The 26632-nt window shown below is 55.9% G+C and carries 21 protein-coding genes and 1 tRNA gene; 14 read left to right on the top strand and 8 right to left on the bottom strand.

Going from position 1 to position 26632, the window contains the following annotated elements:
- The 4 genes from IEX01_RS18715 to IEX01_RS18700 form a co-directional block, all read left to right on the top strand.
- A partial coding sequence (locus tag IEX01_RS18715) for a beta strand repeat-containing protein (protein ID WP_188724334.1) occupies nt 1–4345 on the top strand: 4345 nt, incomplete at its 5' end.
- A gap of 12 nt (nt 4346–4357) precedes the next feature.
- Nucleotides 4358–5689 carry a TolC family outer membrane protein gene (locus IEX01_RS18710; protein WP_188724333.1) on the top strand — a complete coding sequence of 444 codons (1332 nt, stop codon included), beginning with the start codon at nt 4358–4360 and terminating at the stop codon, nt 5687–5689.
- A 26-nt stretch (nt 5690–5715) separates the two neighbouring features.
- A complete protein-coding gene (locus IEX01_RS18705) occupies nt 5716–7860 on the top strand; it encodes a type I secretion system permease/ATPase (RefSeq protein ID WP_024561830.1) in 2145 nt (714 codons plus the stop codon).
- Nucleotides 7857–9026, top strand: a complete 1170-nt coding sequence (locus IEX01_RS18700; RefSeq protein ID WP_024556281.1) for a beta-barrel domain-containing protein — start codon at nt 7857–7859, stop codon at nt 9024–9026. The genes IEX01_RS18705 and IEX01_RS18700 overlap by 4 nt, the downstream gene beginning before the upstream one ends.
- A gap of 17 nt (nt 9027–9043) precedes the next feature.
- On the opposite strand, the gene IEX01_RS18695 is transcribed toward IEX01_RS18700, so the two are convergent.
- Nucleotides 9044–10537: a SulP family inorganic anion transporter gene (locus tag IEX01_RS18695; RefSeq protein WP_048888135.1), complete on the bottom strand. Its 1494-nt coding sequence runs from the start codon at nt 10535–10537 to the stop codon at nt 9044–9046.
- Nucleotides 10538–10859: 322 nt separating this feature from the next.
- Here IEX01_RS18695 and IEX01_RS18690 point away from each other — a divergent pair, with 322 nt between their 5' ends.
- Nucleotides 10860–11822, top strand: a complete 963-nt coding sequence (locus tag IEX01_RS18690; protein WP_188724332.1) for a tyrosine-type recombinase/integrase — start codon at nt 10860–10862, stop codon at nt 11820–11822.
- A 39-nt stretch (nt 11823–11861) separates the two neighbouring features.
- On the opposite strand, the gene IEX01_RS18685 is transcribed toward IEX01_RS18690, so the two are convergent.
- Entirely contained in the window at nt 11862–12827 is a 966-nt protein-coding gene (locus IEX01_RS18685) for a DUF4062 domain-containing protein (RefSeq protein ID WP_188724331.1), read from the bottom strand.
- Nucleotides 12828–13914: 1087 nt separating this feature from the next.
- On the opposite strand from IEX01_RS18685, the gene IEX01_RS18680 reads away from it, so the two are divergent.
- From IEX01_RS18680 to IEX01_RS18660, 5 genes are all read left to right on the top strand, one after another.
- Nucleotides 13915–14406 (top strand): hypothetical protein, encoded by a 492-nt coding sequence (locus IEX01_RS18680; RefSeq protein ID WP_188724330.1) that lies wholly within the window; start codon nt 13915–13917, stop codon nt 14404–14406.
- Nucleotides 14407–14416: 10 nt separating this feature from the next.
- A complete protein-coding gene (locus IEX01_RS18675; protein ID WP_188724329.1) occupies nt 14417–14845 on the top strand; it encodes a hypothetical protein in 429 nt (142 codons plus the stop codon).
- Between the two features lie 116 nt (nt 14846–14961).
- Nucleotides 14962–15168 (top strand): recombinase family protein, encoded by a 207-nt coding sequence (locus IEX01_RS18670; protein ID WP_188724328.1) that lies wholly within the window; start codon nt 14962–14964, stop codon nt 15166–15168.
- Nucleotides 15169–15364: 196 nt separating this feature from the next.
- On the top strand, nt 15365–15757 hold the full coding sequence (locus IEX01_RS18665; protein ID WP_188724327.1) for a hypothetical protein: 393 nt from the start codon (nt 15365–15367) through the stop codon (nt 15755–15757).
- On the top strand, nt 15757–16215 hold the full coding sequence (locus IEX01_RS18660) for a hypothetical protein (RefSeq protein ID WP_188724326.1): 459 nt from the start codon (nt 15757–15759) through the stop codon (nt 16213–16215). The genes IEX01_RS18665 and IEX01_RS18660 overlap by 1 nt, the downstream gene beginning before the upstream one ends.
- 682 nt (nt 16216–16897) lie before the next feature.
- Here the strand turns inward: IEX01_RS18660 and IEX01_RS18655 are convergent.
- The 3 genes from IEX01_RS18655 to IEX01_RS18645 all read right to left on the bottom strand — a co-directional run bounded on the left by IEX01_RS18655 (nt 16898) and on the right by IEX01_RS18645 (nt 19058).
- A tRNA-Pro gene (locus tag IEX01_RS18655) sits at nt 16898–16974 on the bottom strand.
- Between the two features lie 77 nt (nt 16975–17051).
- Nucleotides 17052–18812, bottom strand: a complete 1761-nt coding sequence (gene yejM / locus IEX01_RS18650; protein WP_188724325.1) for an LPS biosynthesis-modulating metalloenzyme YejM — start codon at nt 18810–18812, stop codon at nt 17052–17054.
- An 18-nt stretch (nt 18813–18830) separates the two neighbouring features.
- A complete protein-coding gene (locus IEX01_RS18645; protein ID WP_024559658.1) occupies nt 18831–19058 on the bottom strand; it encodes a YejL family protein in 228 nt (75 codons plus the stop codon).
- A 157-nt stretch (nt 19059–19215) separates the two neighbouring features.
- Here IEX01_RS18645 and yejK point away from each other — a divergent pair, with 157 nt between their 5' ends.
- Complete coding sequence (yejK, locus tag IEX01_RS18640) at nt 19216–20223, top strand: nucleoid-associated protein YejK (protein ID WP_024556289.1); 1008 nt, start codon at nt 19216–19218, stop codon at nt 20221–20223.
- Between the two features lie 93 nt (nt 20224–20316).
- On the opposite strand, the gene rplY is transcribed toward yejK, so the two are convergent.
- Nucleotides 20317–20601: a 50S ribosomal protein L25 gene (rplY, locus tag IEX01_RS18635; RefSeq protein ID WP_024556290.1), complete on the bottom strand. Its 285-nt coding sequence runs from the start codon at nt 20599–20601 to the stop codon at nt 20317–20319.
- Between the two features lie 129 nt (nt 20602–20730).
- On the bottom strand, nt 20731–21555 hold the full coding sequence (locus IEX01_RS18630) for a helix-turn-helix transcriptional regulator (protein WP_024556291.1): 825 nt from the start codon (nt 21553–21555) through the stop codon (nt 20731–20733).
- 103 nt (nt 21556–21658) lie between these two features.
- Between IEX01_RS18630 and IEX01_RS18625 the strand changes: the two genes are divergently transcribed.
- On the top strand, nt 21659–22558 hold the full coding sequence (locus IEX01_RS18625) for an SDR family oxidoreductase (protein ID WP_188724324.1): 900 nt from the start codon (nt 21659–21661) through the stop codon (nt 22556–22558).
- Nucleotides 22559–22566: 8 nt separating this feature from the next.
- On the opposite strand, the gene radD is transcribed toward IEX01_RS18625, so the two are convergent.
- Entirely contained in the window at nt 22567–24321 is a 1755-nt protein-coding gene (gene radD, locus IEX01_RS18620; protein ID WP_188724323.1) for a DNA repair helicase RadD, read from the bottom strand.
- A 172-nt stretch (nt 24322–24493) separates the two neighbouring features.
- Here radD and rsuA point away from each other — a divergent pair, with 172 nt between their 5' ends.
- Both rsuA and IEX01_RS18610 read left to right on the top strand, forming a co-directional pair.
- Nucleotides 24494–25201: a 16S rRNA pseudouridine(516) synthase RsuA gene (gene rsuA / locus IEX01_RS18615; protein ID WP_188724322.1), complete on the top strand. Its 708-nt coding sequence runs from the start codon at nt 24494–24496 to the stop codon at nt 25199–25201.
- A gap of 15 nt (nt 25202–25216) precedes the next feature.
- Nucleotides 25217–26407, top strand: a complete 1191-nt coding sequence (locus IEX01_RS18610; protein WP_024556295.1) for a Bcr/CflA family multidrug efflux MFS transporter — start codon at nt 25217–25219, stop codon at nt 26405–26407.
- Nucleotides 26408–26632 lie beyond the last annotated feature (225 nt).

Below are 26632 nucleotides of genomic sequence, written 5' to 3'. Positions count from 1 at the left end.
GAGCGGCGTCACCACCAACGTGGAGGCGGGGCGGACCGTGACGCTGACGCTGAACGGCATCACTTACAGCGCCACGGTGCAGGCGGACGGCAGCTGGAGCGTGGAGGTGCCGGTGGCTGACCTGGACGCGGTTGCGGACGGGCTGCAGACGGTGCAGGGCAGCGTCACGGATGCCTCCGGTAACCCGGCGACGGTGAGCGGCGACATTACGCTGATTACTGATGCTGCCAGCCTGCCGGTGCTGACGGTCAATGCGGTGACTGCCGATGACGTCATCAACGCCAGCGAGGCGGGCGCGGGCGTCACGCTCAGCGGCGCCAGCGTCAATCTTCAGCCCGGCCAGCCGGTCAGCGTGGTGCTGAACGGCATTACTTACAGCGCCACGGTGCAGGCAGACGGAACGTGGAGCACCACGGTTCCGGCGGCGGACGCCCAGGCGCTGGCGCAGGGGAATGTGCCGTTCACCGTCTCCTCCGTCGATATCGCCGGCAACCCGGCGCAGCTTAACGACAGCCTGACGGTGGACACCGAGGTGACGCTTACCGTTAACCCGGTGGCGGGCGATGACATTATTAATGCCGCCGAGGCGGGCGCAGGCGTGGCGGTGAGCGGTACGGCAAACCCGGCGGACGCCGGGCTGACGGTGACCCTTGCGCTGAACGGCGTGATTTACAGCGCCACGGTGCAGGCGGACGGGACGTGGAGCACCACGGTTCCGGCGGCGGATCTGGCGGCACTTGCCGACGGCGCGTACACCCTGAACGCCAGCCTCACCGACGCGGCGGGCAACAGCACGACCGTACCGCGCAGTGTGACCCTTGACGCTGCCGCCGCGACCCTGCCGACGCTCACCATCGCGCCGCTTTCCGGCGACGGCTACCTGAACGCGGCGGAAGCCGCTTCGCCGCTGCTCTTAAGTGGCGTCACCACCAACGTGGAGGCGGGGCGGACCGTGACGCTGACGCTGAACGGCATCACTTACAGCGCCACGGTGCAGGCGGACGGCAGCTGGAGCGTGGAGGTGCCGGTGGCTGACCTGGACGCGGTTGCTGACGGGCTGCAGACGGTGCAGGGCAGCGTCACGGATGCCGCCGGTAACCCGGCGACGGCGAGCGGCGACATCACGCTGATTACCGATGCCGCCAGCCTGCCGGTGCTGACGGTCAATGCGGTGACTGCCGATGACGTCATCAACGCCAGCGAGGCGGGGGCAGGCGTGACGCTCAGCGGCGCCAGCGTCAACCTCCAGCCCGGCCAGCCGGTCAGCGTGGTGCTGAACGGCATTACTTACAGCGCCACGGTGGGCGCAGGCGGCAGCTGGAGCGTGAACATTCCGGCGGCGGACGCCCAGGCGCTGGCGCAGGGGAGTGTGCCGTTCACCGTCTCTTCTACCGATATCGCCGGCAACCCGGCGCAGCTTAACGACAGCCTGACGGTGGACACCGAGGTGACGCTCACCGTTAACCCGGTGGCGGGCGATGACATTATTAATGCCGCTGAGGCGGGGGCGGGCGTGGCGGTGAGCGGTACGGCAAACCCGGCGGACGCCGGGCTGACGGTGACCATCGTACTGAACGGCGTGATTTACAGCGCCACGGTGCAGGCAAACGGGACGTGGGCCACCACGATCCCCGCCGCTAACCTCGCGGCGCTTTCTGATGGTGCTTACACCCTGAACGCCATTCTTACCGATGCCGCAGGCAACAGTACTACCGTGCCGCATACCGTGACGCTGGACGCCGCCGCTGCGTTACCCACGCTGACCATTAATGCCGTTTCTACTGATAACTACATTAACGGCAACGAAATCAGCCAGCCGCTGATTCTGAGCGGCAACACCACCAATGTGGAAACTGGCCGGATAGTAACGCTGTCCTTTTCCGGCAACCCTTTAACCGCTGTGGTGGGGGCGAATGGCGCATGGAGCGTGGAAGTGCCGGCGAGCATCGTCAGCGCGCTGACGCCTGGCGTTCACCTGGTGATGGGGCTGGTGAGCGATGCCAGCGGCAACCAGTCAAACGCAACAGGCGGATTTATTGTCGATCTCACCGCCGATCTGACCATCAATCCAGTCGCTACGGACGATATTATCAATGCCGCTGAAGCCGGGGCCGGGGTCATAGTAAGCGGTACGGCGGGGATTCTGGATGCAGGGCGGGTGGTGAACATAAGCCTGAACGGTAAAACCTACACCGCCACCGTACAAAGCAACGGCAGCTGGAGCGCCACGCTTGCGGCCGCTGATTTAACCGCGCTCGCCGACGGGCCTTATACGCTGAACGCCAGCCTGACCGATGCCGCTGGCAACAGCATCTCTGTGCCGCGCACTATTACGCTTGACGCTACGGTTTCGCTCGCCATCAACACGGTCGCCACCAATGACATTGTTAACGCGACTGAGAGGGATGCGGGTATTACGATCAGCGGTACGGCAAGCCCTGCCGATGCCGGACTAACGGTAACGGTCGACGTGGGAGGCGTTGATTACCCGGCGGTGGTGCAGCCGGACGGGAGCTGGAGCGTTGACGTAGCGGAGCAGGATCTACGTTTACTGGCGGATGGGCTATGGCAGTTTACCGCCGCGCTGACGGATGCGGCGGGCAACAGCATAACGGTTTCACGCGACGTTGAGATAGATACGCATGCCAGTTTGAATATTGATGCCATTGCAGCCGATAACATTATCAACGCCACGGAAGCGCAGGCCGGGATAACGATAAGCGGCACCGGAGAAACGAAAGATGTCGGTTCGCCGATAACGCTCCTGCTCAACGGCGTGACTTATACGACAACGCTGCAAGCCGACGGCACATGGCGTATTGAGCTTCCTTCCTCAGTGTTGCTGGCATTACCCGACGGGGCATATCAGGTTACTGTCGATTTAACGGATAACCAGGGAAATACGGGCGAGGTACAACCCAATCTTATAGTCGACAAAACGGTAACGCTCACGGTCGATCCTGTGGCGTCGGATGACATCATCAATGCCGCTGAAGCGGGATCTGATGTGGCGATAACCGGTACGGCGGACAGTGCGGATGTCGGCCGCACCGTCACCGTATCGCTCGGCAGTTTCGTCTATACCGCAACGGTGCAGAGTGACGGCAGCTGGAGCGCAACGCTGCCTTCCACAGATTTAGCCACGCTTGCCGACGGGTCTTATACGCTAAACGCCTCGCTCACCGATGTCGTCGGCAACAGCATTAGCGTGCCTCATAGCTTTACCCTGGACGCCGCCGCCGCCACGTTGCCGACGCTGCTTATCAATGCGGCTTCTGACGATAATTACATCAATGCTATCGAAGCGAACCAGCCGCTGGCCGTCACCGGCATCGCCTTTAATGTAGAAGAAGGACAAACGGTTACGCTCTCCTTAAATAGCAACACGTATACCGCGACGGTTGGCGCGGCTGGCGTCTGGAGCACCGTTATCCCTGCGGATGTTATCGCCGCTCTGGACGATGGCGTTTACACGCTGGTCGGCTCGGTCAGCGACGCCAGCGGCAACGCTGTTGATGCCGGCGGCGGTTTTACCGTAGACACGCAGATAACGCTTGCTATCGATCCCATCGCCTCAGACGACCTTATCAACCAGGCGGAAAGCCTGGCGGATGTGACGGTGAGCGGCAGCGCTTCGCCGGTGGATGAAGGCGGCGAGGTCGTCGTTACCTTAAACGGCCAGTCATGGACCGCGACTATTCAGGGTGACGGCAGCTGGAGCACCATCATACCTGCCGCCAGTCTGAACGCCCTGGCTGATGGCACCTATCCGTTGCAAGCCTCCTTGACCGATGAAGCGGGCAACAGCATTTCGCCTGCGCGGAATGTGACGATTGACCGCACGGCGGCCGCGCCTGCGATTGAGAGCGTTAGCGCTCTCGCGCAGGAGGACTGGCAGGCTGAGGCGCTCCCCACAAGCGAATCCGACCAGGCGCTTACGCCGCAAAATCCTGGCTACAGCATCGGCGGGATGAGTGTTATCCAGGCCGACGGCGCTTCGACAGCGGCAGGCGCCGACGACGCGGTTTTTATGCCGGACGAGCCGCAAACGGCCGCGCAACGCTATGGCTTCAGCCTGTTGGGGCTGGAAAGCGCCACAGAGGAAAGCGGCGCGATCGCGCCTGGGGGGGACAGCGCGCAAGAAGAGAGCCAGAGCCCCACGTTCAGCGCCTCGCAGGGCGAGAGCGTGACGCTGCTGAATGCGCCGGAAGGAATGTGGGACTTCAGCAGCCAGCGGACGGTGGACGTTCAGTTGACCGACGTCTGGCATAACGGCGCGTTAAGCAACGGCGATCCGCTGGGCGACGCGCTCCTGGAGCAGAACATGCATGTGCGAGTCCAGTAAAGGGCGAGGCGTATGATGAAGCTACCTCTTTCTTCCCTCTGGCTGCTTCTGCTGGCTCTGCCGCTGCCAGCGGCGAGCGGCCTGCTGACGACCTCTGCTGAACCCGCTTTCAGCGCGCCGCCGGCAGCGCCAATGCGCGCCGACGACAGCGGCCTGCGTGAGGCTATCCTGCGCGCCTTCGCCCGGCATCCCCGTATTGCCGAGGCGGCGGCGCAAATACAGGTCAGCCGCGCCCGGCTCGATGAGGCGAAAAGCGGCTGGTACCCGCAGATAGCGTTGCAGGGCAGCGCCGGACACGCCGACAGCACCCGCAGCGACGGCGCCGGCGGCGTGACGCTCAGCCAGCTTTTATATGATTTTGGCAAAACTCGCGGCCGCGTTGACGAACAGGAACGGCTGACGGAAGCGAACCGCTTCGCCCTCTACGACACGCTTACCCGCGTGGCGCAGGAGACGCTGCTCGCCTGGCTTGATGCTAAGCGGCAGCAGACGCTGGCGCAGGCCAGCCGCGAGCAGCTCAGCGGGCTTGAGGATATTGCGCGGCTGGCGACGCTGCGCGCCGAGGCCGGGCTTAACTCCGACTCCGATAAACTCCAGGCGCAGACGCGCATCGACGGCATGCGGGCCAGTGAAGCGCAGTATCAGGCGCTGGAACAGGCGGCGCTGGCGCGCCTCTCGGTATTGACCGGCGAGGCGAACCCGCAGCTCGGGCCATTGCCGCCGCTGTTCGCCCGCGAACCGCTAAAGCGTATTGATTACGAAAGCACGTCGGCGGTGCGCAGCGCCCGCGAAAAACAGCGCGCCAGCGACGAACGGGTGCGCCAGGCGCAGGCCGACCGCTGGCCGACGTTAAAAGCGGAGGCGGGACGCACCCGCTACATCAATAACGGTGATGGTTGGTGGGATGACAGCGTGCAGCTGCGCGTCAACGCGCCCCTCTATCAGGGCGGCGCCATCAACGCGCGGGTGCAGGCGGCCGAAGGCGAGCGGGAAGCGGCACGGGCCGAGGTGGAGCAGGCGCAGCGGCTTATCGATCAGAGCGCCGCAAATGCGAATGCGGCGCTGACCGGCGCCAGGGCCCGTCTGCGAGCGGGCGAGCGGCAATACCAGAGCGCCGTGCGTACCCGGGAGGTTTACCGGAACGAATATCAGTTGGGCAAGCGCAGCCTGAACGACCTGCTCAGTAGCGAACAGGATCTTTTTCAGGCGCAAATCACCCGTGAAGAGGCGCGTTTTGACGCCGCCGTGGCGAGCGTTAACTATGCGGCGGCGGCAGACACGCTGCTTGACTGGTTCGACATCGACAGAAGCGCGCAGAGCGGCGACACGCTGCCTTCACTCTGACCCAGGCGAGAGCATGAGGATGGATTATGACGATATCCATAAATGAAAACGAATGCTGGCTGCAACTGCTCGCCCGAAGCGCCGCCGCTTTTGGTCGTCCGGTGAATGCTGAACTTATTCGCCAGCAGATGCGCTGGCACCACGCGCCGCATGATGGCGAGGCGCGGGAAAAGCTGGCGGCGCTGATGGGGTTGCAGCTAAGCCAGGTAAGCCCGGGTGAGATAAGCTGGCACGATGAAATATTGCCCGCCGTACTGATGCTGAACGACGGCACGCCTGTCCTTATCGAGAGCATAAACCGCCAGGGGCTGGTCAGCTACTGGCTCTGCCGGGGCGGCGATGTGGTGCGCCAGGCGCCGCTACGTAAACTATTGAGCCACGCCCGGGACGAAGTGGTATTGATAGGGCTGGTGCAGCGCGTACGCGATGAGCGTATCGATGCGTTTCTTAAGCCATGGCAGCGCCACTGGTTCTGGAAGCATTTTCGCGCCATGAGCGGGGTCATGGGCGATATTGTGCTCGCCTCGCTGGTCGCCAATACCCTGACGCTGGCGGGCATTCTCTTTTCTATGCAGGTTTACGACCGGGTGATCCCGGCGCAGTCCTGGCCTTCGCTGTGGGTGCTGGCGGGCGGCGTGCTGTGCGCGGTGATAATGGAGTTTGTCCTGCGGCTGATGCGCAATCGCCTTGCGGACGTCACCGGCAAGCAGATAGATCTGCGCATTTCGGCGATGCTGTTTGCCCGCACGCTCGCTATTCGTAACGAACATCGCCCCAAAGCCACTGGCTCTTTTATCTCCCAGTTGCGGGAAATCGACCAGTTGCGTGAACTGCTGACCTCCACCACCCTGGGCGCCGTGGCGGATATTCCTTTTATCGCGCTGTTTTTACTGCTGCTGGCGTTTATCGGCGGCGGGCTGGCGTGGATCCCGCTGCTGGCGCTGCCGCTTATTCTCATTCCCGGGTTGCTCATCCAGCTGCCGCTGGCGCGCCTGACGCGCGAGGGGATGCGCGAAGGGGCGATTCGCAACGCGGTGCTCGTGGAGGCCGTCGAAGGGGTTGAGGATATCAAAGCGCTCCAGGCGGAGCCGTGGTTTCAGCGCCAGTGGGAGCAGACCCATGAAGTGAGCGCGCAGATAGCCATTCGGCAGCGGGAATGGGCGGCGCGTTTTAATGGCTGGGTGTCGGCGGTGCAGCAGATGACCTACGCGGCGATGCTGGTTTACGGCGTATTTCTGATTATCGACGGCACGATAACCACCGGAACGCTGGTGGCCTGCAGCCTGCTTTCTTCACGCGCTATCGCGCCCTTATTACAACTCACACTGCTCTTCTCGCGCTGGCAGCACGCCCGCAGCGCGCTGCAGGGGCTTGATGAACTGCTGAAAAAACCCCTCGACACGCCGGAAGAAGAGCGGCGGGCGCACTGTCCGGCGCTGCCCGGTCATTATCGGTTGTGTCAGGTGCAGTACGCCTGGGCGCCGGAAAGCGGTAAGCAGGATCTGCATATCAATCAACTGCAAATTATTCCCGGCCAGCGCGTGGCGGTTTTGGGGCGCGTCGGCGCGGGCAAATCCACATTGCTGAAGCTGCTCGCAGGCCAGGTGCAGGCGACGCAGGGCAAGGTGTTGCTTGACGGCGTGGATATGCGCTGCCTCGACCCGCTGGAGGTACGCCAGGCGGTAGGCTGGCTGTCGCAGGAGTCGCGGCTCTTTTTCGGCACGCTGCGCCAGAACCTGCTGCTTGGCAACCCCTGCGCCAGCGAGCAGGCGATTCTCGACGCGCTGCGCATCAGCGGCGCGCTGAGCCTGATTGAGCAAGACGCCGCAAGCCTCGACCGCATGATTCTGGAGGGGGGGCGCGGGCTTTCCGGGGGGCAAAGGCAGATGATTTTGTTAAGCCGACTGATACTGCGCAACCCGCGCATCGTGCTGCTTGATGAGCCGACGGCTTCTATGGATGAGCAACTGGAGCAGCAGGTGATCCATCGCCTTGGCGGCTGGCTTGAAGGGCGCACGTTGGTGCTGGTAACGCACCGTCCCGCGCTGCTGCGGCTTACCAACCGGGTGGTGGTGATGGATAACGGTCACATTATCGCCGATGGCGCTCGCGAGGAGGTGCTGAACAGCTTCCTGCCTGCGAAGCCCACCGGCAAGGAGCATGCAGCATGAGCAAATTTATTCTCTATCGTAAGCTGCGCCATGAGAGGCGCAACGCCACGCGCATCATCTGGGCGTGCAGTTTGACGCTTGCGCTGTTTCTGGTCTGGGCCTGGTTTGCGGTGCTCGACGAGGTGACGCTCGGCAGCGGCAAAATTACGCCTTCCAGCAAAGCGCAGGTTATTCAAAGCCTGGACGGCGGCGTTATCGACAAGGTGTTTGTTCAGGAAGGGCAGATGGTGGCGCAGGGTCAGCTGCTGGCGCGGCTGGACCCGGTGCGCTTTCAGTCAAATTTTGGCGAGGCGCAAGCGCGAGCGCGCAACCTGCAGGCTTCCGCCGAGCGGCTGCGCGCCGAACTAAGCGGCGAACCGCTGCGCTTTAGTCCTGAGATTGAGCAGGACGCCGCGCTGGTCGCCCGTGAACGGCAGCTTTATGAATCACGCCGCCGCAACCTTGAGGAGACGCTAAGCCATCTTCAGCAGTCGGCACGGCTTGTGGAGGATGAGCTGCGCATGACCGAGCCGCTGGTGACGCAGGGCGCAGCGGGCAAGGTGGAGGTTATCCGGCTGCGTAAAGAGCTCAGCGCGTTGCAGGGCAAAATGGACGAAGCGCGTAACGACTACGCGGTGCGCGCCCGTGAGGAGCAGGTGAAAAACAACGCCGATCTCGACGCCCAGCGGCAGATCGTGGCGGGCAAGCGCGATCAACTTACACGCGCGACGCTCCATTCGCCGGTGCGCGGCATCGTCAAAGATATCCAGCTTAATACGCCAGGCGGCGTGCTGGCGCCGGGGGACAAGCTAATGGAGATCGTTCCGGTGGAAGACCGGCTTTTAGTCGAAACGCGCATCAGCCCGCGCGACATCGCCTGGATTCGCCCGGGGCTTGCGGCAAGCGTAAAGATTACGGCCTACGATCCGGCGATTTACGGCGCGCTGCCAGGAGAGGTGGAGATGGTTTCCGCCGACACGCTGCAGGATGAGGTCAAGCGCGACCAGTGGTTTTATCGCGTCTATATCCGCACCCAACGCGCGGCGCTGATCAATAAAGCGGGCAAAAGCTTCCCGATACTGCCGGGCATGGTGGCGGACGTCGAGATAAAAACCGGCCAGAAATCGGTGCTGGATTACTTAATCAAACCGCTCAACAAGGCCCGGGAGGCGCTGCGCGAACGCTAGCGCCGCCGGGCTGCTGATTAGATTTTGCCGCTCAGGCGCTGGTGGAAATCGTGGCTGCGCAAATCCAGCCCTTCGATTTTTACTTTTGCGCCGTGGTGGCGATAGCGGGTTTCAATGGCGTCGAGCGCCGCGACGGTGGAGGCGTCCCAGATTTGCGCGTGGGTGAGGTCAATGGTTACGCACGAGGGATCGTCGGCATAGCGAAAATGCTCGTAGAGATCGTTGCTGCTCGCAAAGAACAGCGGGCCGCGCACGGTATAACGCACCGCTTTACCCTCGTCGACCACTTCGCGGTCGGCATGTACCACATGCGCGACGCGGCGGGCGAAAAGCACCATGGCGAAGATAACCCCGCCTGCGACGCCCACCGCGAGGTTGCCGGTCCAGACGGTGGCGACTACGGTCGTCGCCATCACCAGCGTTTCCGAAAGCGGCATGCGCTTGAGGGTGGCTGGCGCAATGCTGTGCCAGTTAAGGGTTTTCACTGCCACAATCATCATGATGCCCGCCAGCACCACCATCGGGATTTTCGCCATCACGGCGCTGAGCCCGGTCACCAGCAGCAACAGCACCAGCGCTGCGGCGATGGTGGAAAAGCGCGAACGCGCTTTGCCAAGCTCCACGTTCACCACCGTCTGGCCAATCATCGCGCAGCCCGCAATGCCGCCGTAAAAGCCGGCGAGAATATTGGCGATGCCCAGGCCCCAGCATTCGCGGCGCTTGCTCGATGGGGTATCGGTAATGTCATCCACGAGCTTTGCCGTCAGCAGCGACTCCATCAGCCCGACAAACGCCACGCTGAGCGCGCAGGGCCAGATAATTTGCAGCGTTTGCAGGTTCAGCGGCACCAGCAGTTCGGTGAAGCCTGGCAGACCTGCCGTCATCGGCCCTTCGTCGCCAACCGTCGGCAGCGTATAGCCGCCATACACGGCGATAAGCGTAACGGCGACAATGGCGACCAGCGGGGAGGGGACGCTTTTCAGCACGCGCGGCAGCAGCAGCACGATAACCAGCGTGAGGGCGAACAGCAGCAGAACGGTGGTGTTTTGTCCCCATACGTGCGGCACCTGGGCCATAAAGATGAGGATACCGAGAGCGTTCACAAAGCCGGTCATCACCGAGCGGGGGATATAGCGCATCATGCGCGCAAGGCCGAGTACGCCAAACAGGATCTGGATAATTCCGGCCAGCGCCACCGCGGGCAGAATGTAGCCGACGCCGTGCTGGTGCACCATCGGCCCAATCACCAGCGCAACCGAACCCGCGGCGGCGGTCACCATCGCCGGGCGGCCGCCCAGCAGCGACATGCAAAAGCAGAGCACAATCGAGGCGATAAGGCTCACTTTCGGGTCGACGCCCGCGATAACCGAAAAGGAGATAACTTCCGGGATCAGCGCCAGCGCGGTAATCACCCCCGCCAGGGTTTCGCGCAGCAGCAGGCGCGGTGTACGCACCACGTGCGCAAAGGAAAGCTCGCGCGCGTGCGGCGCGACAGTATGAGTTTCAGCCATAGGAATTCGCAGGTGTTGTTGTCAAACGCCCATTCTATGGGGCGGCGTGAAGGGTAGGGATAGTAGCGGCACAGGCGGGCGATTTCCAGCAGTTATCGGTTTGCGGGATAATGAAGCGCAGGAGGCGAGTTCGTTTCGCCGCATAAACGGGCCAAATCACAGGCATAAAAAAACCAACCGCAATGGTTGGTTTTTTTGGGATTTTTTGGTCGGCACGAGAGGATTTGAACCTCCGACCCCTGACACCCCATGACCTGTAAAGGCATGGAATAGTTAGCTTACTCAATAAGATAGGTCATGATGCACACAGAAAATATTGCACATGGCTACAGTAAGACAGCTTCCTTCTGGTAAGTGGAACGCTCAAGTTAGAGTGAAGGGACACCCAACTAAGACGGCTACACGTTCAACCAGAGAAGAGGTAGAACAATGGGCTTTACAGCTTGAGCGTGAACTCAAGAAGGAAACGCCTTCGCTCACTCATTTCACTACAGCCTATCTGGATGAAGTGATGATGAAAGATGGCAAGCGTAGAGGGGGCTATGAAGCCACCAGCTACAGGCTGAATACGCTTGTTCGTATGCTTGATGGCAAGCCATTAGAAAGCCTGACAAGCGAGGATGTAGCAGCGTATAAGTTACAGCGTTCAAAGCAGGTAGCAGGCTCTACAGTGAGGCTAGAGCTACAGCTATTGTCTCGTGTTCTCAGGTGGGCTAACAGCGAGAAAGGCGTAGCCTGTAGCGATGTAGTGAAGCCTGTAAAGCTTCCTGATGCGGGTAAGCCCAGAAGTAAGATAGTAGAAGAGCACGAATATAAGATGATACTTGAGCGTGTGAGCGATAAGGCTAAAGCTATCATCATGCTTGCATGGGAGACGGCTATGAGGAGGAATGAATTATTAGCCATCACTCCAGCTATGGTGGATTTCAAGAAGCGCGTTATTCATTTGTCAGATGAACAAACAAAGAACGGGGAAGGACGTGATGTTCCTCTTTCTTCCAGTGCGTTAACACTGTTGAAAGCGCTCTGTGAAGGCAGGCAAGTTAACAGCAGATTATTCACTCTCACCCCTTATGCTGTTACACAAGCCTTCAGAAGAGCCGCAAGAGACAGCAAAGTATATGGGGTGTGCTTTCATTCTCTGCGTCATACAGCCATTACAAGGTATGCGGAGAAGGGGTTTAACACCATACAGCTACAGTGTATATCAGGACATAAGAGCATTAGCATGCTAGCCAGATACAGCCACATTAAGGCGAGTAGTGTGGCTGATTTAATGGGCTGATATGTTAAAGAGTGAGATGAGTAATGCTCACTCTCAATTTTATTTGGGGATAACCCTCAAGTTCATCATGGTTTTCTTTCCATAGTCTGTGAGGCACCATTGACCTTCATTAATTTCAATTAAGCCTAAAGCTAGAAATTGAAGCGAAACTGTCTGGAAGTCACTTTCGTTTAGATAGGTACTATAAGATGGTTGGCCAACAAATTGGTCAATGAAAAAATTGCATTTTTTATAAACATCACTTTCATCTATAGTTTTGAATATGAATGGAGACAAGTAACCAAATAAATCTGAAAAACTTATGGAGGATTTTCCGGAGTGACTGGCACCATGAAAAATATCATATGGAGATAATTTGTAATTATAATTAAATTGAGATTCTAACCCTGCAACCTCCCCTTCATAATTAAATTTAGAGGTTGTATTTTCTTCAAGTTTACGGCGTAGTTCTTCATTTTCTCTTTGTAGCTCAATTAATTCTCTTAAGTCTGATTCATTTGATACTTTATCTGCTCTTACCCATCCAATGGCGGGGTAAGTCTTAATGGTTTTACTCATACTTAATGCAACTAAGCCTGGTAATTCTTTTACAGAAGACCATGTTCTACGCAGTCGGCCTGTTTGCGCTTTCTCAATGAATTTAGCTAGTTTTTCCCTGCCTTCAACATTCGCTTCTGTTTTTTTAGCTGGTAAGGATTGAGGGTCTTCGTGCACTAATACAGTGATTTTCAATCCTTTTTCTACCGCGTAATCAAATTCTTTTTCTGTATAGCTTAAGCCATCTTCAGCTATTGACCCATATCTGCCGCCGATAATGAGAAGGTAGTAATCGCAATCATCTATGACTTTTTTAATGAATTCCCATTGTTCTTCATCAATTGCGGGAAATAGTTCCATGCCTGCCGGAATGCAATCCATTTCCATTAGCGTTTGAATTACATGCTTACGTTCTTCCTCTAAATCTGTAAAGGTGGAGCTAACAAACACCTGATATCTTTTATCCATGATACATCCCAGCGTGAATTTTTTTGAAGAGGAGAGAGTAAAACAAACTCAAGGGTTGTTGCTACTTAATATTCTATGTGCTGGAGTCTGTCAAGTGTTGATAAAGGAGGTAAGTCAGTTGGCTTGCTCAAAGCACGCATATAGCGGGTATATAGATGCTTGGTAGGTTTGGAAAGGGGCTGGGTTGAAGGTTGAATTTGCTCGCCAAAGTGATTGCTGTAGAATTACGGTAATGAATCCTTAGACAATGTATACTCTTCATAGGTCAGAGTTTGCTGATATCTCCCCTACAGGAGAAGGTTGATGGTATTCCTTTACAGGAGCCATTCTAAGGGCTTTTATTAACTCCCAATACATTTACATTCCCTTTGTATTATCTCTTCTCCTGGTGCGTTATAGAGCCTTTAAAACGCTTATATTACTTCATTTTACAGTACTGACTTAAAGAGAACACAAGCGTTCCTTCTGAACGTCTTTAAATGCTGCTGCATGAGCTTGCGAATGCTATCATCAATTGATTGTTTAAAGTTGAAAGCTTAAGTCCTTGCTAAAGGGTTAGGCGTGCATTCCTTTAACGCACAAGTGCGAGACAATGATACGCAGGAAACGAAGAAAACATGAAAAATATCCCCATAAAAATCAAATTGTTAATTTGGGTTAATGAAAAAATTATGTTTTGAGTGAAAAAAAATTAGATTTTTTCAGTCATTATATATAGAGAGACTAAAAATATTATGATCTAAGTGAAAAAATCTCTTCTAATCTAGTATATAAGTATAGGGCTAAAAAATTCATATCTATCTATGAAAGAAAAAAGATAACGCTCTCAAGGCCGGGCAGGCCAAGACCGCAGAAAGCTTACTCAGCCTAACGGCCTCGCTACGCTTCTGACTAATGCGTTTGTTTTGAGGGGAGATGAACCGCAAGGTGAATCTACCTCTCTTGCGTCTGCGCCGCAGGCATTCTTTTGACTTTCCCCACATGGGCAGGCTCCGCAGGAAATGCCCATGACAGTTATTAGATTATTAAATTACAGATTACCTTAATAACTACCTCGCTATTAGGCCCCCCATTTCAAGGAATAATAATGAAAATTGAATGGTTAAAAATTGATGGTTTGATGACAGCAGTAGATACAGCAACAGGGGAAATTATCAATGACAAGCTTGATGCTCTTCCTCCTGATTATGATGTACCAGAAGTAGTAAGTGAGGTGTTAGATGACATGTTCGGAAACTCTTTAAATACTACCTCGCTATTAGAAAAGCCTAAGACAGGCCCTAAGCCTAAGAATGTAGCAAACCCTTATGCTTCTTTCTTCTCTAATGTTCAATACAGTGAAGACACAGGCAAGAGCAACATGGTTAAACAGCTTGATGATTTAGTTTATTCAGCAAGTACAACAAGCGCCAGTAATACACGCATCCCCGTTAAACAGCTTCTGAATGTGATGAGAGGTTCTGAATTATCTACCAAAAGAATTCAGGAAGCGTTAGGAAAGCGCCGTATTATTAAAGGTGAGAAGGCTCCGGGGGCGCTACTGTCAGGAATTGTTATCAGCCGCAGAACACCTAATTAAACGCATTGACGTGTATCAGGAGAAAGGCACAATTAACCTGAATGATTCTTCAGCCTTTCAGTTTGATGAAGATAGCGTGGCTTATGAGCGTTCTATGGGCCTTTCCAATGCCATGCTTTGCTCTGTTGAATTTACAGAAGGCGACAAGCGTACAATCCGGGCTATGGCTAGAGTTAGAAATATTGAAGCCATCAATGACTATCTCCAGCGGGTAACAGAACAATCAGGTCGTATGATGCAACGCATCTCAGGTAAGCCAGCCAGTGAAGTTTCAAAGCAAGCATACAATGAACTACAGGCTGAGTTCCCTTATCAGCCTTATGAAACTGATGATAAGTATGTAACGTATAAAAAGGAATTACAGGTAAGCGTAGTGATTAAACCGCAGGAAGGAACCCCCCAAGAATGGATGTATCAAATAAGGAAGTATGAGGAATAAAGAAATACCGCTATGGATGGCATTAATACTAGTGTCGTTCTCAATTAAATTAATCATCTTCATTGGCCATCTAATGCTGTATGGCCATCCATAATAATAAGAATAAAGGAATGAATATGTACGAAGACATCCGTAAGCATAAAACAGCTATTTTTGATGAGAAAGTAAAGCCTGTGTTTGAAGAGTTGATTGAATATGGTTATGGTCTTACCGCTCTTGCTAATGCATTAAACAATCGAGGGGTTTTTAGTCGATGGGGGACTCCTTGGACTATTGATAGCGTTAAGAAAACTCTCAAGCGCCTTGATATGAAAACACTGTAAGTGAGGGGGTGATGAATGAATTGGTATATCAATACACCTGTTACTTATCACCATGACAAGAAATATATTACACCTCGTCATCTGTTTACAAATACATGGAGAGAAGGCTTTTATATTAAAGCTCATTCTAATGGGTATTACGATTTAAACAAAACATACCACTGGTCCACAAATAATTATTATAAAGGATAAAAGAATGGAAGGTATCGACATTAACGCAGCTATTCAGCAAGTAATGGAGCAATGTGGAGTGGGGCAGGAGGAAGCTGCTACGCTCGTAGCTCAGGCTATCCAGCAGCGTGCTAATGAGCGTAACGCCCAGCCTCCTGAAACATCCATCTTCTCTCTGCGTACCGATAAGGAGAGAGCGGAGTATATGCGTAGGCTGCGTGAGAACGCTAAGGCTGTATGGATTCCAGAAGCATGGAAACAGGCAGAATCAATGGCTAACGCAGTGAATGAGAATGGGCTTACGGCTGAACAACAGTTCATGGCAAACATGCGAGCTAAGAATCCGGGTAATGATATTTCTCTTCTTCGTGATGCCAAAGGTGCTGCTGACTGGTTTAAGAAGAAGAGAGGCTCCTGATGAGAAAGGGCTATCAAATCAACACTCACTACAAAGGCACAAGGAAGCGCCGCTACTACGCTGAAGAAGGTGATGAGGCTAAACGCTATAACACGCAGGATGGGGCTGTCACCTTCGCCTATAAGGGGCTGGTAATTGATAAGAGAAACAGTTTCTATAAAGTGCGGGATATAAAGCTGGAAGGGTTTCCAGTGGCTTCTGTTGCTGGTGTATTCAACGATTCTGCTTATCTGTGTAGCGTGATTGAATCAGGCTTGTCTCTGGCATCTCCTTCAAAGCTTGAACGCCTCAGAAAACGTAACAGGAACGTAAGATGTAAGGGATGTGGCTCTGCCTTCCTGTTTCGTAAGGACAACCTCATTGACTATCTGGAAGGGAAAATCATTCAATGTCCTTGCTGTTATCATGAGGAATGGCAAGACCGCTTAGAATGGGCAACAGATGAGAATTTCTATTAGATAAATTTTAGGAGCTTTACACCCTCTGGCTATTCAGAACTCCTGCCTTCATGAACTCTCTATACACACCTGCTTTGCCCTCTGGAAACAGGCGGGCTATCCCACCTATTGAATGCCCCTGCATAGGGGCTTCTTCTCATCCCTTTATTCAAAACCTCTTATTGACAAGGCCGCAGTAAATTAAAGCAGGCGCTTTTCAGCTTCTGCCTATGTCAGAATTTCTGTGAGAAACCAAGAAGAGGCTATGCAACCAGGACAGACTCCCCTGTACACCCCCTTTTAACCTCCTAAGCGGCAAGCCTAAAAAATCTCTCTGATGCTATGATTCAACCAGCAATAACATTTCGTCCCTCTGTCTTGAATAGACAGGGTGATAACCTTTTAAATCAGTACGTTATCTATCTGCGTACACAGTGCGTAATGTGTAGCCTCACCCTCAGTGCGTTTATAGTAGGTACGTAGCGCAGCCTGGTAGCGCAAAGCGAGCTTGCGAGCGTAGGAATAGAGCACAGCGATATTACCTGACTGTCATGGGAAACCGTGATGATAGCTTTAAGTCTGAAGGACAAGGCAAATCGAGAAGAGAAAGGATGTGTGCACTAGGTTGTTGCACATGTGCAGATAAGCACATAAAGTAAAAGGGCTAACCTTTCGATTAACCCTTTGACCTATTGGAGTAATTTGGTCGGCACGAGAGGATTTGAACCTCCGACCCCTGACACCCCATGACAGTGCGCTACCAGGCTGCGCTACGTGCCGACACGTGGAGGCTTATACTACCCGTTTCCGTGCTGATTGCAAGGGTGCGGCTGGCTGACTGATTTATAAATAATCAATCAGTTAGCGATAAAGCGTTTTTCATCCGTCAACACCTGCAGCAGCAGGCCCAGCTGCGGTTTATCTTCGTTCATGCGCTCGCCGCTCAGGTCGTAGAGACGGTAGTTGCCGTTATTATCCAGCACTAAAGTCATCTGCGGCGTGGTCACCGCCAGCGTGTTGCTGTCGGCGCTTACGACCCAGTTATTGCGGCGCACCGGCGCAAACAAGTCTTCACCCTGTGAATATTCATAAGAGGGCGTGCGCACATGCAGCAGACGCTGCATCAGCGTTGTCATCACATCCTGATGCGTGGTGAGCTTGGTTACGCGCTGGGCAGGCGTGCCCGGCCAGTGGATAACCAGCGGCACCTGAATGCGCGAGCGGCTCCAGCCGAAGCTCTCCTGCTGACTATCCAGCGGCACGCCGCGCCCGGCGGTAATAATCACCACCGTATTATCAAGCTTGCCGGTGCTCTGCAGGGCCGACAGCACGCGCTGAATCTGCGCATCGACGTTTTCAGCCGCACGGCTATAGCGGCGCGTGAAGTTAGCCTGCTGAGTATCTTCAATCGCCGTGCCGTTGAACGCGACCCAGGAGAACCAGCGGTTATCTTCGGAGGCGAATTTATCAAGCCAGCTTATCCACTGCGAGGCGGTCTGTTCATCGCTCTGTCGACGTGACGCAGGCAGCGAGAAGTCTGAAAGCAGCGCCTGGCGATAGAGGGGGCTGTTGAAGCCGTCCGACGAGAACAGGCCAAGCTGGTAGCCCTGCTGGTTCAGCGCGGTAATCAGCGCCGCCGGAATACGCGCCGACAGCACGCCATCCATATAAGACGGCGAAATGCCATAGAACAGGCCGAAGATGCCGTTATCGACATAGTTGCCTGAGCTCATGTGCTGGGTGAAATTCACGTTCTGTTGGGCGAACTGCGCAAGCCCTGGCATCTGCTTTTCAAAGCGCGAATAGTTAAGACCATCGACGGTAATAAACAGCACGTTATGGCCTGCGCCCATATCGGTATAACGCAGGTCGCTTAGCGGATATTGCACCGACACCGCTTCCGGATCCCCCTGTTCCACGAGGCGGCGCTGGTACTCCTGCGCGTCCAGCAGACCATGTTTTTCCAGAAAACGGCGCGCCGTCATAGGATAAGAGAGCGGCAGGTTAGCGCGCTGCATGGTGATGGGGCGGTAGAAGTTGGCGTCCGCCCAGATATACATCACGTGAGTGGCGATAAACGCCGCGAAGAATAGTCCCGCCACGGGTCTTGCGTAGCGCCGCCGCCGCGTAAGGCTGCGAAGCTTCTGCCAGCTCCAGGTAGCGAAGAGCATCTCAATAAGGAAAATAACCGGCACGCCGATAAACATCAGCTGCCAGTCGCGGGCCATTTCGCCCTGTTCGGGGTTGACCACCAGTTGCCACACCACCGGGTTCAGGTGCAGGTGGAAGCGGGTAAAGACCTCGCTGTCGATTAACAGCAGCGTCATCCCGACGGTCGCGAGCAGGGCGGAGAGAAACCGCATCAGCCGCTGCGACATCACCACAAAGGTGAGCGGGAAGAGAATTAACAGATAGGTAGCGAAAACCAGAAAACTGAAGTGGCCGACCAGGCTTACGTAAGAGTAAACGCGACCCGTAAGCGTAGTCGGCCAGTCGGCGATAAACAGGTAGCGGCTACCCATCACCATGGCCAACAAAATGTTGAACAGGGCGAACCAGTGCCCCCAGCTTATCATCTGGGAGACTTTTTCGGCGTAGCGCTGACGGTTAGTCACCATGCTTGTTTACGGTATCCCTTAATGCGCATTATCTTCGCGGACGGAGGACTGCAGCGCCTCGGCGAAGGAGCGAGCCAGCGCCTGACGCTGCGCAGGCGCTACGCTGGTGTTAATCAGATTGGTGACCATATTGCCAAGCACCATCAGAGACAGATCGGTGGGCGCTTTGTGCTTTTCCAGCACATTCACCAGTTCACTCAGCAGTTCTTCAACGCGTTCATCACTATAGCGGGACAGTTGTGGCATAACTCGACATCAGTTTAATCAGTAAAGTGCGATATCTTACCGTAGCAACCGCCATTTTTCCCGCATTTTATCAACGGTGGACGTCAGGAAACATCTGCGGTTGCGCAGCGCGACAGGCAGTGGTTGAATACCGTCCTGTCTGACAGGAGAGTTTATCATGAGTCTGGATATCGACCAGATTGCCTTACATCAGTTAATTAAGCGCGACGAGCAGAACCTGGAGCTGGTGCTGCGCGACTCGCTGCTTGAGCCAAACGTAACGGTTTCCGAGATGATGGCCGAGCTGCACCGCGTCTATAGCGCGAAAAGCAAAGCTTATGGTCTGTTTAACGAAGAGAGCGAGCTTGCCCAGGCGCTGCGTCAGTGCCGCAAGGGGGAAGATGATTTTCTCGCCTTCAGCCGCGCGGCCACCGGCCGCCTGCGCGACGAGCTGGCGAAATACCCCTTTGCCGACGGCGGCGTAGTGCTGTTTTGCCAGTATCGTTATCTGGCGGTGGAGTATCTGCTGGTTGCCGTGCTGAATAACTTAAGCAGCATGCGGGTCAATGAAAATCTGGATATCAGCTCCACGCATTATCTTGATATCAACCATGCCGATATTGTGGCGCGCATCGATCTGACCGAGTGGGAAACCAATCCGGAGTCGACCCGTTACCTGACGTTCCTGAAAGGGCGGGTAGGGCGCAAAGTCGCCGATTTCTTTATGGATTTCCTCGGCGCCAGCGAAGGGCTTAACGCCAAAGCGCAAAACCGCGGCCTGTTGCAGGCGGTGGACGATTTCACCGCCGAAGCGCAGCTGGATAAAAACGAGCGACAAAACGTGCGGGCGCAGGTGTACACCTACTGCAACGAGCAGCTGCAGGCGGGTGAAGAAATCACGCTTTCCGAGCTGTCAAAAGAGCTGCCCAATTTCGGCGAGAAGAGCTTTGAGGCGTTTACCGCCGAGCAGGGTTATGAGCTGGAAGAGAGCTTCCCGGCGGATCGCAGCACGCTGCGCCAGTTGACGAAATATGCCGGCAGCGGCGGCGGGCTGACAATCAATTTTGATGCGACGCTGCTTGGCGAGCGGATTTTCTGGGATGCGGCTACCGACACGCTGACCATTAAAGGCACGCCGCCGAACCTGCGCGACCAGCTACAGCGCCGCACCAGCGGCAAATCGTAACCAGCCTTATCCGCCGCAAGGCGGGTAAGCTAAACCGCAGCCATAAAAAAACGCCGCATTAAGCGGCGTTTTTTCTGAACATCATTGCGGCAATTAAGCGCGAACGAAGTCCATGTGCTGCAGTTTCGGCTTGTAAGCGTGACGCTGAACAGCCTGAACTTTAACTTTTACTTCTTTGCCATCAACAACGAGGGTCAGAACTTCGCTGTAGAACTCAGGTTTAGCCTGCATGTTCATCAGTTTGTCGTGATCCAGTTCGATAGCGATTGCAGCTTCTTCGCCGCCATAGATGATGGCCGGGAATTTGTTAGCTGTGCGCAGGCGGCGGCTCGCACCCTTACCCTGCTCTTTACGTGCTTGTGCTTCGATAGTAAACATGACTGTCTCTCTATAAATAATCCTGTTACAGGCGACCCAGCAACAGGTAGATGATCGGCTTTGCGGATGCAAAAGCGGGCGGCATTATAGCCGCGAACGACGCCGGTGACAATCAAAACAGCGGTTTCGTTACCTCTGGGCGGCGGCTATTAGCGCTTCAATGCGCCGCTGGCTCTCTTGCGACGCGGGATTAAAAACCATCATTGTCAGGTCGGGACGGCTTTCGACCACAAAGGTGGAAAACTCAAGCGCAATCTCGCCGATATCGGGATGCTGCAATTGCTTAAGGCCTTCACCGTGGCTTGTCACATCATTACGGCGCCACAGGGCGGCGAATTCAGCGCTGCTCTGGCACAGCTCATCCACCAGCTTCGTCATGGCTTGCGAGTCTCCGGCCCGCGCGATATCGGCTCTGAAAGCGCTGACGACCAGGCCTGCGACGCGCTCCCACTCTTTTTGCCCATGCCGGACGCGAGAGTCGCTAAACAGCAGGCGCAAAATATTGCGCTGTTCCCGCGTAAGCCTGGCGTAATCCGTCAAAATGACGGCGGCGGCGCGATTCCATGCCAGCACATCCCAGGTCACGTTTTTGATAATGGCGGGGCTTGTCGGCAGCGCATCCAGCACGCGCTGAAGGCGGGGCGTTATCGTTTCTGAGCTCGGGTAGCGCGATTCAGGCGGATGACCGAAGGCAAGCAGAAAGAGATGCTCGCGCTCGGCCTCGGTGAGCCGCAGGCCGGCGGCGATGCGGTTAAGCACCTCTCTCGACGGCGTGCCGCCGCGCCCTTGCTCAAGCCACGTGTACCAGGTGGGACTGATGTTCGCCATCAGCGCCACCTCTTCACGACGCAGGCCAGGCGTACGGCGGCGTTGCGCCTGGAAGCCGAACGCTATAGGGTCGCGCCGCGTCCGGCAGGCCTTAAGAAAATGGCCGAGTGGATTCTGGTTATCCATAGGCTTCGTTATCCTGTTAGGTTTTATACCCTGATAATGTCACTACTTTTATCGTATCAGCGGTGGTATAGCCTGTCCTGACGATTCCTTCAGGAGGTCTGCTATGCGTCTGTTCATCACCGGAGCGACAGGGTTTATCGGCTCCCATCTTATCCCTGAACTGCAAAAGGCCGGACATCAGGTAACGGGCCTGGCGCGAACGGATGCCAGCGCCCGGGCGCTCAGGGCGGCGGGCGCTGGGGTGCATCTCGGCACGCTGGAACAGCCCGAAAGCCTGCTTGCTGGCCTTGAAAGCGCCGACGCCGTTATTCATACCGCTTTCGATCACGATTTCAGCCGTTTCGCTGAAAATTGCGAAAAAGACCGGCGCGTGATTACAACGCTTGGCGCGGCGCTGAAAGGCAGCTCCCGTCCGTTAATCATTACCTCCGGCACCGGCATGGGCGACGGGGCCGATGGGCGCCCGGCGACGGAGGCGGTATTTAATCCTGCGCATCCTAACCCGCGCATTGCATCGGAACAGGCGGGCAAAGCGGCGCTGGAGAGCGGCGTGGATGTGCGCGTCGTTCGGCTGCCGCAGGTGCATGATACGCGCAGGCAAGGCCTTATCTCTTACTATATTGCGCTGGCGAAGGAGAAAGGCGTAGCGGCGTACAGCGGCGACGGCGCAAACTGTTGGTCTGCGGCGCACGTAAGCGATGTGGCGCGCCTTTACCGGCTGGCGCTGGAGCAGGGGCGTCGCGGCGAGCGTTATCATGCTGTGGCGGAGCAGGCGGTGGCGTTTGTCGATATCGCCCGGACGGTGGCGAAAGGGCTCGGTGTTGAGGCGGTTTCCTTGCCGCCAGCCGCGGCGGCGGAACATTTTGGCTGGTTCGCCGCCTTCGCCTCGCTCGATCTTCGCGCCAGCAGCGACTGGACGCAGCGACAGCTTGGCTGGACGCCGCAGGGGCCGTCGCTTATCGAGGATTTGCAGGAGATGGATTATACCGCCGCGCTGCGTTAATCAGCCTGTCAACGCAGTTCGTTTGCCCGGCGAAAGCGCCCTTCGTAATCGAAGACTTTTTCACGTACCTGCCAGTACTGGCCTTTAAGACGCGCCACCACAAAATCGGGGTGGCGCAGCAGCGCCTGCTGGGCCACGATATCCGCTACCTTATTCCAGCGCAGCGGGATGCCCGGCGCCCGGGTATGAGGGCGGATAAAGAGCTGTTCGAAAGCCGTGCGCTGGGCGGGCGTTTGCAGGCGAAAACGCTCAGAAACGTCCGCGCCGTCTTCATCGTAATAGGTAATTTTCAGCCATTCGCCTTTTTCATCGCCGCCCGGCTGCAGCTGCATGCCGCCGCAGCGCAGCACCAGCGCATCTTTAAGCTTCAGCGCCGCTTTCAGCATATCGTCCGGGTCCACCAGCACGTGATCGCATTCACGGCAGCGGCGGGCGGCGATGTCATTTTCCGCATTGCACTGCGGGCAGTTTTTGAAGCGAAAGCGGTAATCGCACTGTTCCCGGCGCCCGTCGTCATCTTCAAACCAGCCCTGGCAGCGGCGGCCGAAGTGCTCGATGATGGTGCCGTCGGCGGTCGTTTTACCCCAGAACGTATTGGCGAAGCCGCAATCGGGGCAGAACACCTGCACAGGCACGTTGTCGCTCTTTTTCTTCGGGCTTCCCACTTCGGGCGTGTAAAGGTCATGCGGGTTGCCGGCGTAATCCAGTATCAGGCAGTCGGTTTTGCCCGGCGCCAGGCGCAGGCCGCGCCCGACGATTTGCTGGTAAAGACTCACAGACTCCGTAGGGCGGAGAATGGCTATCAGGTCCACGTGCGGCGCATCAAAACCGGTAGTAAGCACTGACACATTTACCAGATAGCGGAATTTCTGCGCTTTAAACGCCTCTATAAGCTCGTCGCGCGCCGGGCCGGGCGTTTCGCCGGTAATCAATGCCGCGTCGCTGGCGGGCAGCAGGCCGGTTATCTCTTTGGCATGCTCCACCGTGGCGGCGAAAATCATCACCCCTTTGCGCGTTTGCGCAAACTCCTCAATCTGGCTGATGATATGCGGCGTAATGCGCTTCTGCTTTTTCAGTTCGCGGTTGAGATCCGCCTCGCTGAACAGGCCGTTGGACTGCGCCTGCAGGCGGCTGAAATCGTACTGCACCACGGGCATATCAAGCCGCTCCGGCGGCGTGAGGTAGCCATGCTTAATCATATAGCGCAGCGGCAACTCATAAATGCAGTCGCGGAACAGCGCGTTTTCGTCGCCGCGCACCATGCCGTGGTAGTGAAACTGGTAAATCCAGCCTTTGCCGAGGCGGTAAGGCGTCGCAGTCAGCCCCAGCAGACGTAAGTGAGGATTCACCTTTTTCAGGTGCGTCAGGATTTGCTGATACTGGCTTTCGTCATCGTCGCTGATGCGATGGCACTCATCGACAATCAAAAGTGAAAATTCGCCCTGAAAATGGTTCAGGTTTCGGGCAACGGATTGCACACTGCCAAAGACTACCTTGCCATGGCTCTCTTTACGGGCAAGGCCGGCGGCGTAAATATCCGCCTCGAGTCCGAGTGCGCAATACTTGGCGTGGTTTTGCGCCACCAGTTCTTTAACGTGCGCCAGCACCAGCACGCGGCCGCGGGCAACGCGCGCCAGTTCGGCGATAACCAGGCTTTTGCCTGCGCCGGTCGGCAGGACAATCACGGCGGGATCGCGACGACGGCGAAAGTAGCTGAGGGTGGCGTCCACCGCTTCTTGCTGATAGGGGCGTAGGGTAAACATTGGCTTACTGAATAAAGGAATCACGCTAATATTATGCCATGAATTAATTTCGTCTTGTGAGACGGTTACAGCCCGTTATACTGAGCGGCTTGCTCCGCCGCTCACTCACCAACAGGCGTTAGCTCAACCAGCCCAGGCTGGATTTTCCAGATAAGACAGGCAATTAAACCGCATGCGACTCGATAAGTTTATCGCCCAGCAGCTTGGCGTCAGCCGCGCTATTGCTGGCCGTGAAATTCGCGCCAGCCGGGTAACGGTAGATGGCGACATCATCAAAGACAGCGCTTTTAAACTCTCCCCCGACCATGATGTGGAGTATGACGGCAATGCGCTAACGCAGCAGACCGGCCCGCGTTACTTCATGCTCAACAAGCCCCAGGGCTACGTTTGCTCAACGGATGACCCGGATCACCCGACGGTGCTCTATTTTCTTGACGTGCCGGTGGCCCACAAGCTGCATGCCGCAGGCCGCCTGGATATCGACACTACCGGGCTGGTGCTGATGACCGATGACGGTCAGTGGTCGCACCGCATCACTTCGCCGCGCCATCACTGTGAGAAAACCTATCTTGTGACGCTGGAATCGCCGGTCGCGGACGATACGGCCGAGCGCTTTGCGCAAGGCATCCAGTTGCACAATGAAAAAGATCTCACCAAACCGGCGCAGCTTGAGGTCATCACGCCCACCGAAGTGCGGCTGACCATTAGCGAAGGGCGCTATCACCAGGTGAAGCGGATGTTTGCGGCGGTTGGCAACCATGTGGTGGCGCTCCACCGCGAGCGCATCGGCGCGATTGCGCTGGATCCGGCGCTGCAGCCTGGCGAATACCGCCCGCTTACCGAAGAAGAAATCGCCAGCGTCGGCGCGCCGACACGCTAATTTCAGGAGAACCTTGTGACCGCGAGGCAAAATTCATCGCTGGGTATTGTGCTGATCCTTGGCCTGTTGGCCATGCTGATGCCGCTTTCTATTGATATGTACCTGCCTGCGCTGCCGGTGATTGCGCAGGAGTATGGCGTTGACGCAGGCAGGACGCAGATGACGCTAAGCTCTTATATTCTGGGCTTCGCTATCGGCCAGCTCTTTTACGGGCCGATGGCCGACAGTATCGGGCGCAAGCCGGTGATTCTCGGCGGCACGCTGATTTTCGCCGCGGCGGCGGTCGCCTGCGCACTGTCGCAGTCCGTTGACCAGCTTATCGCCATGCGTCTGCTGCACGGTCTGGCTGCGGCGGCGGCAAGCGTGGTGATAAACGCCCTGATGCGCGATATCTATCCGAAAGAAGAGTTCTCGCGCATGATGTCTTTCGTTATGCTGGTTACCACTATCGCGCCGCTGGTGGCGCCGATGGCGGGCGGGGCGGTGCTGGTCTGGTTTAACTGGCATGCAATTTTCTGGATCCTGGCGCTACTGGCGCTGCTCGCCTCCGTCGCAATCTTCTTTCTTATACGCGAAACGCTGCCTGTCGAACGTCGCCAGAAGTTTCACTTTCGCACCACGCTTGGTAATTTCGCTACGCTGTTTCGCCATAAGCGCGTGCTTAGCTATATGCTTGCAAGCGGTTTCAGCTTTGCGGGAATGTTCTCGTTTTTAAGCGCCGGGCCGTTTGTTTACATTGAGCTTAACCATGTTTCGCCGCAGCACTTTGGCTACTATTTCGCGCTGAATATCGTCTTTCTGTTCCTGATGACCATCGTTAACAGCCGCTTTGTTCGTCGCGTTGGCGCAGTGAAAATGTTTCGCAACGGGCTGTACGTGCAGTTCTTAATGGCGTTGTGGATGGTGGTCAGCGCCGAGTTGAACCTTGGTTTCTGGGCGCTGGTGCTGGGCGTGGCGGCCTTTGTCGGCTGCGTATCGCTGGTGGCCTCTAACGCGATGGCGGTTATTCTGGATGAGTTTCCTCATATGGCGGGAACCGCCTCTTCGCTTGCGGGCACCTTCCGCTTTGGCATTGGCGCCATTACCGGCGCACTGCTCTCTTTATCAACCTTTACCTCCGCCTGGCCGATGATTTGGTCTATCGCGTTTTGCGCGACCTGCTCCATGCTTTTCTACCTTTACGCCAGCCGGCCGCGCCGCACGTAAACGGCTTCATCAAGGTGACACAGAGGGCGCAAAACGCGCCCTTTTTTATTTGATATCAACGCGCGCGTCTTTTTTATGCGGTAATTTGTTTCGCGAATGTAAAAGTAAAGCGGTGAAAAAGTCACAACCCTGTAGTAAAAAAGGTTGAGTTAGATCGCAGAAAGGGGTACATATAGCGCCAAAATGCGATCCGTCGCACATAAAATAGTACTTATGAATGAAAGA

The organism is Franconibacter daqui (assembly GCF_014644275.1).
In the GTDB taxonomy this organism is placed as follows: Bacteria; Pseudomonadota; Gammaproteobacteria; order Enterobacterales; family Enterobacteriaceae; genus Franconibacter; species Franconibacter pulveris.
Note: the sequence above shows the minus strand (reverse complement) of the source record. Positions and strands in the feature narration are given on the sequence as shown.

Excerpts from the sequence above, each read along its gene's own strand:
- IEX01_RS18665 (WP_188724327.1), top strand. The coding sequence starts at position 15,365 with ATGGAAGGTATCGACATTAACGCAGCTATTCAGCAAGTAATGGAGCAA.
- IEX01_RS18710 (WP_188724333.1), top strand. The coding sequence starts at position 4,358 with ATGATGAAGCTACCTCTTTCTTCCCTCTGGCTGCTTCTGCTGGCTCTG.
- IEX01_RS18630 (WP_024556291.1), bottom strand. The coding sequence starts at position 21,555 with ATGGATAACCAGAATCCACTCGGCCATTTTCTTAAGGCCTGCCGGACG.
- IEX01_RS18670 (WP_188724328.1), top strand. The coding sequence starts at position 14,962 with ATGTACGAAGACATCCGTAAGCATAAAACAGCTATTTTTGATGAGAAA.
- IEX01_RS18700 (WP_024556281.1), top strand. The coding sequence starts at position 7,857 with ATGAGCAAATTTATTCTCTATCGTAAGCTGCGCCATGAGAGGCGCAAC.
- yejM (WP_188724325.1), bottom strand. The coding sequence starts at position 18,812 with ATGGTGACTAACCGTCAGCGCTACGCCGAAAAAGTCTCCCAGATGATA.
- radD (WP_188724323.1), bottom strand. The coding sequence starts at position 24,321 with ATGTTTACCCTACGCCCCTATCAGCAAGAAGCGGTGGACGCCACCCTC.
- yejK (WP_024556289.1), top strand. The coding sequence starts at position 19,216 with ATGAGTCTGGATATCGACCAGATTGCCTTACATCAGTTAATTAAGCGC.
- IEX01_RS18685 (WP_188724331.1), bottom strand. The coding sequence starts at position 12,827 with ATGGATAAAAGATATCAGGTGTTTGTTAGCTCCACCTTTACAGATTTA.
- rplY (WP_024556290.1), bottom strand. The coding sequence starts at position 20,601 with ATGTTTACTATCGAAGCACAAGCACGTAAAGAGCAGGGTAAGGGTGCG.
- IEX01_RS18625 (WP_188724324.1), top strand. The coding sequence starts at position 21,659 with ATGCGTCTGTTCATCACCGGAGCGACAGGGTTTATCGGCTCCCATCTT.
- IEX01_RS18680 (WP_188724330.1), top strand. The coding sequence starts at position 13,915 with ATGAAAATTGAATGGTTAAAAATTGATGGTTTGATGACAGCAGTAGAT.
- rsuA (WP_188724322.1), top strand. The coding sequence starts at position 24,494 with ATGCGACTCGATAAGTTTATCGCCCAGCAGCTTGGCGTCAGCCGCGCT.
- IEX01_RS18660 (WP_188724326.1), top strand. The coding sequence starts at position 15,757 with ATGAGAAAGGGCTATCAAATCAACACTCACTACAAAGGCACAAGGAAG.
- IEX01_RS18695 (WP_048888135.1), bottom strand. The coding sequence starts at position 10,537 with ATGGCTGAAACTCATACTGTCGCGCCGCACGCGCGCGAGCTTTCCTTT.
- IEX01_RS18645 (WP_024559658.1), bottom strand. The coding sequence starts at position 19,058 with ATGCCACAACTGTCCCGCTATAGTGATGAACGCGTTGAAGAACTGCTG.
- IEX01_RS18690 (WP_188724332.1), top strand. The coding sequence starts at position 10,860 with ATGGCTACAGTAAGACAGCTTCCTTCTGGTAAGTGGAACGCTCAAGTT.
- IEX01_RS18705 (WP_024561830.1), top strand. The coding sequence starts at position 5,716 with ATGACGATATCCATAAATGAAAACGAATGCTGGCTGCAACTGCTCGCC.